Here is a 6,377-nt window from a genome sequence, read left to right on the forward strand (position 1 = left end):
GTCAAACTGGGGACAGTCGGCTTTCGATTTCCGCTTTCGCCTGTGTCAGCGCGGCCGGCAGCCGGTGCCGTAACGAATCGAAAAATTCCGCGTGCAGGGCGAGTTCGCGCCGCCAGTCCGAATCGTCCACGGATATCACCTGATCAAACTGTTCCGGTGTAAACGCGAGCCCGTCCCAATCGAGGTCTTCGTAACGCGGTGAGACGCCGAATGCATGATCGGAGCCGGTCGCCCGCCCTTCGATGCGCCCGATCATCCAGCGCAGGACGCGCATGTTCTCGCCGAAGCCCGGCCAGACGAACTTGCCATCCGGCCCCTTGCGGAACCAGTTCACGCAAAAAATCCTCGGCACCTTCGCGCCCAGCGAGTCGAGCCGTTCGCCGACCTTGAGCCAGTGGTTGAAGTAGTCGCCCATGTGGTAACCGCAAAACGGCAGCATGGCGAACGGATCGCGCCGCACGACACCCTGCTGCCCGGCGGCGGCGGCCGTCGTTTCCGACCCCATCGTCGCGGCCATGTAGACGCCTTCCACCCAATTACGCGCCTCGGTCACGAGCGGCACGGTGCTCGAACGCCGGCCGCCGAAGATGAAGGCATCGATCGGCACACCGGCAGGATTTTCCCAATCGGGATCGACAGACGGACACTGGGACGCGGGCGCCGTGAAACGCGCATTCGGATGCGCGGCTTTGCGCCCCGTTTCCTTCGCGATTTCGGGCGTCCAATCGTGGCCCTGCCAATCGATGAGATGAGCGGGCGGCGTGTCCGTCATGCCTTCCCACCAGACGTCGCCGTCGTCGGTCAACGCGACGTTCGTGAAGATTACGTTGGCCTTCAGCGTCGCCATCGCGTTGTAGTTCGTCTTCTCGCTCGTCCCGGGAGCGACACCGAAGTAGCCGGCCTCGGGGTTGATCGCATAGAGCCGCCCGTCCTTGCCCGGTTTGATCCAGGCGATATCGTCGCCGATCGTGGAGATCGACCAGCCGTCCATCGACTTGGGCGGAATCAACATCGCGAAGTTCGTTTTGCCGCAAGCCGACGGGAACGCCGCCGCCACACGATACTTGCGGCCTTCGTCCGACGTAACGGTCAGTATCAGCATATGTTCGGCGAGCCAGCCTTCCCGGCGCCCCATCGTCGATGCGATCCGGAGCGCGAAGCACTTCTTGCCGAGGAGGGCGTTGCCGCCGTAGCCGGAACCGAAACTCCAGATTTCGCGCGCTTCGGGGAAATGGACGATGTATTTCGTTGGATTGCAGGGCCAGGAGACATCGGCTTGGCCAGCAGCCAACGGTGCGCCCACCGAATGCACGCAGGGGACGAAATCGCCGTCGGTGCCGAGGACGTCATACACCTTGCGTCCCATGCGCGTCATGATCCGCATATTGACGACGACGTAGGGGCTATCGGTCAATTCGATGCCGATATGCGCGATCGGCGAACCGATCGGCCCCATCGAGAACGGGACGACGTAAAGCGTGCGGCCGCGCATGGCGCCGTCGAACAGCCCTTCGAGCGTCGTGCGCATCTCCGTGGGCGCCATCCAATTGTTCGTGGGCCCCGCATCGTCGCGTTGCTCGGAACAAATGAACGTGCGATCCTCGACGCGCGCGACATCCGACGGATCCGAACACGCGAGGTACGAGTTCGGACGTTTCTCGGCATTCAGGCGCTTGAGCGTGCCGGCCGCGACCATCTGTTCGCACAGGCGATCGTTTTCCTCTTGTGAGCCGTCGCACCAAACGACCTGGTCGGGCTTCGTGAGGGCTGCGATGCGGTGGACCCAGTCAATCAGCTTACGATGTTTGACGTAGGCGGGTGCTTCAAGTGTGGCGGCGCCTCCAAAGGCGGAATGGTTCATCGAGCAGTCTCCGTTTTGTGATCGTTAAGAAGGAAACGGGCTTGGCTCGCTGACGCTGCATGGGAGAGGCGCGTTCGTACGCGTACGCTGCGCGTACGAACGAGTGCGTCAGGAGCGGAACAGCTTGGCAAAACGCGCGGCAGATGCGCGCTCTGTAGAGCGATCGATGCGCGCGCGTCATCGGCGGCTTGCGCGCCGATGCGACAAGCTGTTAAAAGGAAGCGGTCCTGCCTGGTGGAAGCCGTGAGCATCGTGACGCTGTCTGTCGCATCGCTCATGCCAGCTTGTCCTCCGATGACAGGGTTGGAACCGACAAGCATATCACTGCGTCTATTGTGGACATCGTGCACTGCAAAACACCTCTCGCTAACTTATGAAGATTGCCATCCTCGACGACTACCAAGACGCCGTCCGCAAACTCGATTGCTTCCAGCTACTGACCGGCCATGACGTCAAAGTGTTCAATAACACGGTGCGCGGCCTCGGACAGTTGGCTAGCCGACTGGCGGAAGTCGACGCCCTGGTGCTGATCCGGGAACGCACACGCGTCACCTCGCAGTTGCTCGACAAGCTTCCGCACCTGCGGATGATCAGCCAGACCGGAAAGGTATCGAACCACATCGATTTGGAGGCCTGTACCGAGCGTGGCATCGCGGTGCTCGAAGGCGTGGGCTCGCCGATCGCACCGGCCGAGCTCACCTGGTCGCTCATCATGGCGGCGCAACGCCGCATTCCGCAGTACGTGGCGAACTTGAAGCAAGGCGCTTGGCAGCAATCGGGACTGAAGACGTCGGCGTTGCCGCCGAACTTCGGGCTCGGCACCGTGCTGCGCGGGCAGACGCTCGGGATCTGGGGGTACGGGAAAATCGGCCGGATCGTCGCCGGCTACGGCAAAGCGTTCGGCATGCGCGTGCTGATCTGGGGCCGGGAACATTCGCTCGAGGCGGCCAAGGCCGACGGCTATGAAGTCGCCGCGAGCCGCGAAGCGTTGTTCGAGGAAAGCGACGTGCTGACGCTGCACTTGCGCCTGCACGACGATACCCGCGGGATCGTCAAGCAAGCGGATCTGCTGCGGATGAAACCGACCGCGCTGTTCGTCAACACGAGCCGCGCGGAATTGTTGGAAGAAAACGCACTCGTGAACGCGCTGTCACGTAACCGGCCGGGGATGGTCGCCATCGATGTGTATGAAAGCGAACCGATCCTTCAGGGGTATGGGCTGCTGCGGATGGAGAACGTGATCTGCACGCCGCATATCGGTTACGTCGAGCGCGAAAGCTACGAGCTGTACTTCAGCGCGGCGTTTAAAAATATCCTCGCGTTCGATAAAGGGGACCACTCTAGCGTCGTCAATCCGGAAGCGCTGAGCGTCGTGCGGCGGCGCTGAGGCTTCGGGCTTCGGGCTTCGGGCTTCGGGGTGCTCGAGGGCGGGCGGTTTGCTCCTCGATCAGCCCGTTGTCCATCAGGCGCTAGGGTCTTAGGCTTCCTGCTGTGCGATGAGGCCCGAAATCTGCGGAAGGCGCGCGAGGAACGCCTCGCCGTCGGCGCGGCCGAGATCGTATGCGGGCCGCATCAAGGCAGGCTGCGTGTAGTCCCAGCTCGAAATCGGAACTTTGCGCGAAGGCTGCACGTACAGGCGCTGCTGCACGCCGTGCGACACGACGAACGTCTGCGGACGCGGGTATCGGCGCGTGACCATCACGAGCACTTGGCCCGGGGTATCGTCGAGCGCGCCGACGGGGACATTGTCGACCATGCCGCCGTCGAGCACGGGGCGGCCGTCGCGTCTCAGCACGGGCGTGAAAGGTGGCGTGCAGGACGATTGCAGGATCAAATCGGCGAGTTCGTCGACGACGACGCAGTCCTGCGCACGGACGAATTCAGGCTGAAAGCCGAGCGTGCGGCCGAGGGTTGGGTGAAGCACTTTGCGAACGTGCTTATCGATGTTGTAGGCGACGAGGCCGGCTGCAACGGACGCCCGAGCGCCAAGCCACCTGGGGATGCGCGAGACGCCGACGCGGATCTCGGGCGCATGAGCCAGCTTGGCGAACGGCTCTCCGTAGATCTCGAGCAATGCGCGGCGATAGATCGCGTAATGAGGGAAGACGGCGGCGCCGCGCCGCCAGAGGTTGCCCCAATAGACGTTTTTCTTGTTGTGGCGAAGCGCATCTTCGTAATAGCGCATGACCCATTCCGAGTCGCGCGTATAGAGCATGCATGCTGTGGCCGCGCCGGCTGAAATCGCCGTGATGACGCGCGGGGCGAGTGCGAGTTCTGGCTGGACGACATCCCAGAAGCCGGCTTGCCACCAGCAGCGATTGCCGCCCCCGGCGAAGACGACCTGATCAAACATGGGCAGTTCCTGTGTCTGTGGGCGCGCGTGACGCAGCGGCTGTCGCGCTCAGTCGACGAGCGAGTAGGTGGTGGTGGCGTGGACGGCCAGCTTCCCTTCTTCATCGGCGAGTTCGATTTCGCCGAAGACGAGATTGCGCCCCATGCGAAGCACGCGCGCGGTCACGAGGACGTCGCCTTTGCGAACGGCGCGCATGAAATGGATGTTGAGCGAGACGGTTGTCATCGGCCGGAATTCGCCTAGCGCGGCGGAGATGGCGACGATCATCGCCGTATCGGCGGCGGCCATGAAGACCTGGCCGCAGATGACGCCGCCGGAGTGGCGAAACTCACCCGAAAACGGCAACCGCAGCGTCGCGCTTTCTTCGGATACGGCAACCGGCTTGAGCGCGAGCGAGCGCACCCAGGGCGCGAGGACGCGATCGAGCAAATCGAGAACGGCGGATTCTGTCATTTGTTGTCTCCTTTGGGCCGCTTCGACGCTTGCCGGGCGGGTGCTCGGAACGGCGACGGGTGGCGCGCGGGGCGGCGGTGCGGTGCCGCCATCATACCGGGACGGGAACGATCGTATTGGAGACGGGCGCAAGGCCGGACTAACGGAAGGGGCCGTCGGCGCGCCAGGGGCTATCGACGAAGAATTTTGGAAAAAATGAGGAAAAGGGCTAGGCAAGCATAAAAAAGTCCTGCATAATTCGCAGTCTGTTGGGGCGTTAGCTCAGTTGGTAGAGCAGCGGACTCTTAATCCGTAGGTCGAGTGTTCGAGTCACTCACGCCCCACCAAGAAATTCAAGCACTTAGCCCAGCCTACACGGCTGGGCTTTTTGCTTTCTGGGTTTCGTGTAGGCATTTTGGGTCTACATCAATCCATGCCGATCCATACCGGCGCGCCTCAACGTGAGGCTCAGCACTCCACAGCGCGGCAGGATAAATTCGTATCTCGCGCCCGCCTCTACCGCTTCGGCTAGGCCCGCGAGAGCTGGATGACTCCTACGTTCAAACCTATGCCGCCAGATCGGTAGTTTGCTGTGTGCATTCCACTGTCCGATCTGCCCCACAAAAGTCTATGCATGGGGCAGCGTCGAATATCTTCATACGACGCGACGTGCTAAAGTGCCAGCGCGAGGGAACCTATGCTAACGAACCATGAGCGGCAGAAGCTCGTCGAAGCGGTGCTGTACTTTGCCACGAACGTCAAGAAGCTCGGCAAGGTCAAGCTCTTCAAGCTCCTCTACTTCCTTGACTTCGAGCATTTCCGGGATACCGGCCGATCTGTAACCGGGATGGACTACGTCGCCTGGAAGATGGGTCCAGTTCCGGAGGTTTTACATAGCGAGCTATCGGCTCTGGATACGGCTGCGGGCGAGTGGTTTGGCAAGGTGGAGTTCGGTAGTCGCCAAACGAAGAACGGCCTGATGCTTCACATCAGACCACTTGGCGAATTCGACCCGTGTTTCTTCTCTAAGCGCGAACTGCGCATCCTCGAACGACTTGCGACTGAGTTTAAGAACTCCGACGCAGCCGAGATGATCGAAGCAACGCATCTCGAAAACCTCCCGTGGAATCAGGTCTACGTCAAGGAAGGGAAGAAGCGAGGCCGTATTCCGTACGAATACGCACTCCGCAAGCAGGAAGCGGCTGAGATGAAGTCGGTCGTGAACGAGCGTTCCGCCCTTATCGCAGCACTGAAAGGCCCGACATGATCCTCCCCGGGCAAATTCTCTTCCATAAGGACTTCAAGTTCACCGACAGGGCAACAAAAGACAAGTACCTCGTCGTGCTCGGGAAGAGTGACCACAACGTTGTCGTCGCCAAAACGACGTCCAAAGGGTCGCGATACCGTAACGACTTTGGTTGCCAATCTGGCAATCGATTTCCCGCCTTCTACCTGCCTCAGGGTTCATGCTGCTTCCCAGTATGCACTTGGATCTGCCTCGACGAGTTCTATGAACTGACCGTCGCTGGTAGCGACAGCCTCTCGTCACGGATTATCTCCGGCCAGATCAATCGTTTCGGATCACTTGCCGACAGCATCGTCCGAGATATTCAATTTTGCGCGATGAACTGCGATGACGTTACTGCTGTTCAAGAGGGGGTAATTCGAAGCAGCTTAGCGCCAGACGTCGCTGCAAACAACGACGCGGTAAGCCAGGGCTGAAAACCTCTC

Annotated in this window: 6 protein-coding genes and 1 tRNA gene; 4 read left to right on the forward strand and 3 right to left on the reverse strand. The window is 61.0% G+C overall.

Annotation, left to right across the window (positions count from 1 at the left end):
* Position 1: 1 nt before the first annotated feature.
* The gene (locus tag ACTHL0_RS04475) at positions 2 to 1,861 is read right to left on the reverse strand and encodes a phosphoenolpyruvate carboxykinase (GTP) (RefSeq protein WP_440565387.1); all 1,860 of its coding nucleotides are present in this window, start codon (positions 1,859 to 1,861) and stop codon (positions 2 to 4) included.
* A gap of 373 nt (positions 1,862 to 2,234) precedes the next feature.
* On the opposite strand from ACTHL0_RS04475, the gene ACTHL0_RS04480 reads away from it, so the two are divergent.
* Positions 2,235 to 3,248 carry a D-2-hydroxyacid dehydrogenase family protein gene (locus ACTHL0_RS04480; protein ID WP_440565388.1) on the forward strand — a complete coding sequence of 338 codons (1,014 nt, stop codon included), beginning with the start codon at positions 2,235 to 2,237 and terminating at the stop codon, positions 3,246 to 3,248.
* 90 nt (positions 3,249 to 3,338) lie between these two features.
* On the opposite strand, the gene ACTHL0_RS04485 is transcribed toward ACTHL0_RS04480, so the two are convergent.
* The gene (locus ACTHL0_RS04485) at positions 3,339 to 4,214 is read right to left on the reverse strand and encodes a patatin-like phospholipase family protein (protein WP_440565389.1); all 876 of its coding nucleotides are present in this window, start codon (positions 4,212 to 4,214) and stop codon (positions 3,339 to 3,341) included.
* A gap of 48 nt (positions 4,215 to 4,262) precedes the next feature.
* Positions 4,263 to 4,667: a PaaI family thioesterase gene (locus ACTHL0_RS04490; protein WP_440565390.1), complete on the reverse strand. Its 405-nt coding sequence runs from the start codon at positions 4,665 to 4,667 to the stop codon at positions 4,263 to 4,265.
* Between the two features lie 250 nt (positions 4,668 to 4,917).
* Between ACTHL0_RS04490 and ACTHL0_RS04495 the strand changes: the two genes are divergently transcribed.
* The 3 genes from ACTHL0_RS04495 (at position 4,918) to ACTHL0_RS04505 (ending at position 6,368) form a co-directional block, all read left to right on the forward strand.
* Positions 4,918 to 4,993 (forward strand) — tRNA-Lys (locus ACTHL0_RS04495).
* A gap of 350 nt (positions 4,994 to 5,343) precedes the next feature.
* A complete protein-coding gene (locus tag ACTHL0_RS04500; RefSeq protein ID WP_440565391.1) occupies positions 5,344 to 5,913 on the forward strand; it encodes a Panacea domain-containing protein in 570 nt (189 codons plus the stop codon).
* Positions 5,910 to 6,368, forward strand: coding sequence for a hypothetical protein (locus ACTHL0_RS04505; protein WP_440565392.1), 459 nt, complete (start codon positions 5,910 to 5,912; stop codon positions 6,366 to 6,368). The genes ACTHL0_RS04500 and ACTHL0_RS04505 overlap by 4 nt, the downstream gene beginning before the upstream one ends.
* Positions 6,369 to 6,377: the final 9 nt, after the last annotated feature.

This window comes from Trinickia sp. (genome assembly GCF_051961175.1).
Lineage (GTDB): Bacteria > Pseudomonadota > Gammaproteobacteria > Burkholderiales > Burkholderiaceae > Trinickia.

Excerpts from the sequence above, each read along its gene's own strand:
- ACTHL0_RS04485 (WP_440565389.1), bottom strand. The coding sequence starts at position 4,214 with ATGTTTGATCAGGTCGTCTTCGCCGGGGGCGGCAATCGCTGCTGGTGG.
- ACTHL0_RS04480 (WP_440565388.1), top strand. The coding sequence starts at position 2,235 with ATGAAGATTGCCATCCTCGACGACTACCAAGACGCCGTCCGCAAACTC.
- ACTHL0_RS04500 (WP_440565391.1), top strand. The coding sequence starts at position 5,344 with ATGCTAACGAACCATGAGCGGCAGAAGCTCGTCGAAGCGGTGCTGTAC.
- ACTHL0_RS04490 (WP_440565390.1), bottom strand. The coding sequence starts at position 4,667 with ATGACAGAATCCGCCGTTCTCGATTTGCTCGATCGCGTCCTCGCGCCC.
- ACTHL0_RS04505 (WP_440565392.1), top strand. The coding sequence starts at position 5,910 with ATGATCCTCCCCGGGCAAATTCTCTTCCATAAGGACTTCAAGTTCACC.
- ACTHL0_RS04475 (WP_440565387.1), bottom strand. The coding sequence starts at position 1,861 with ATGAACCATTCCGCCTTTGGAGGCGCCGCCACACTTGAAGCACCCGCC.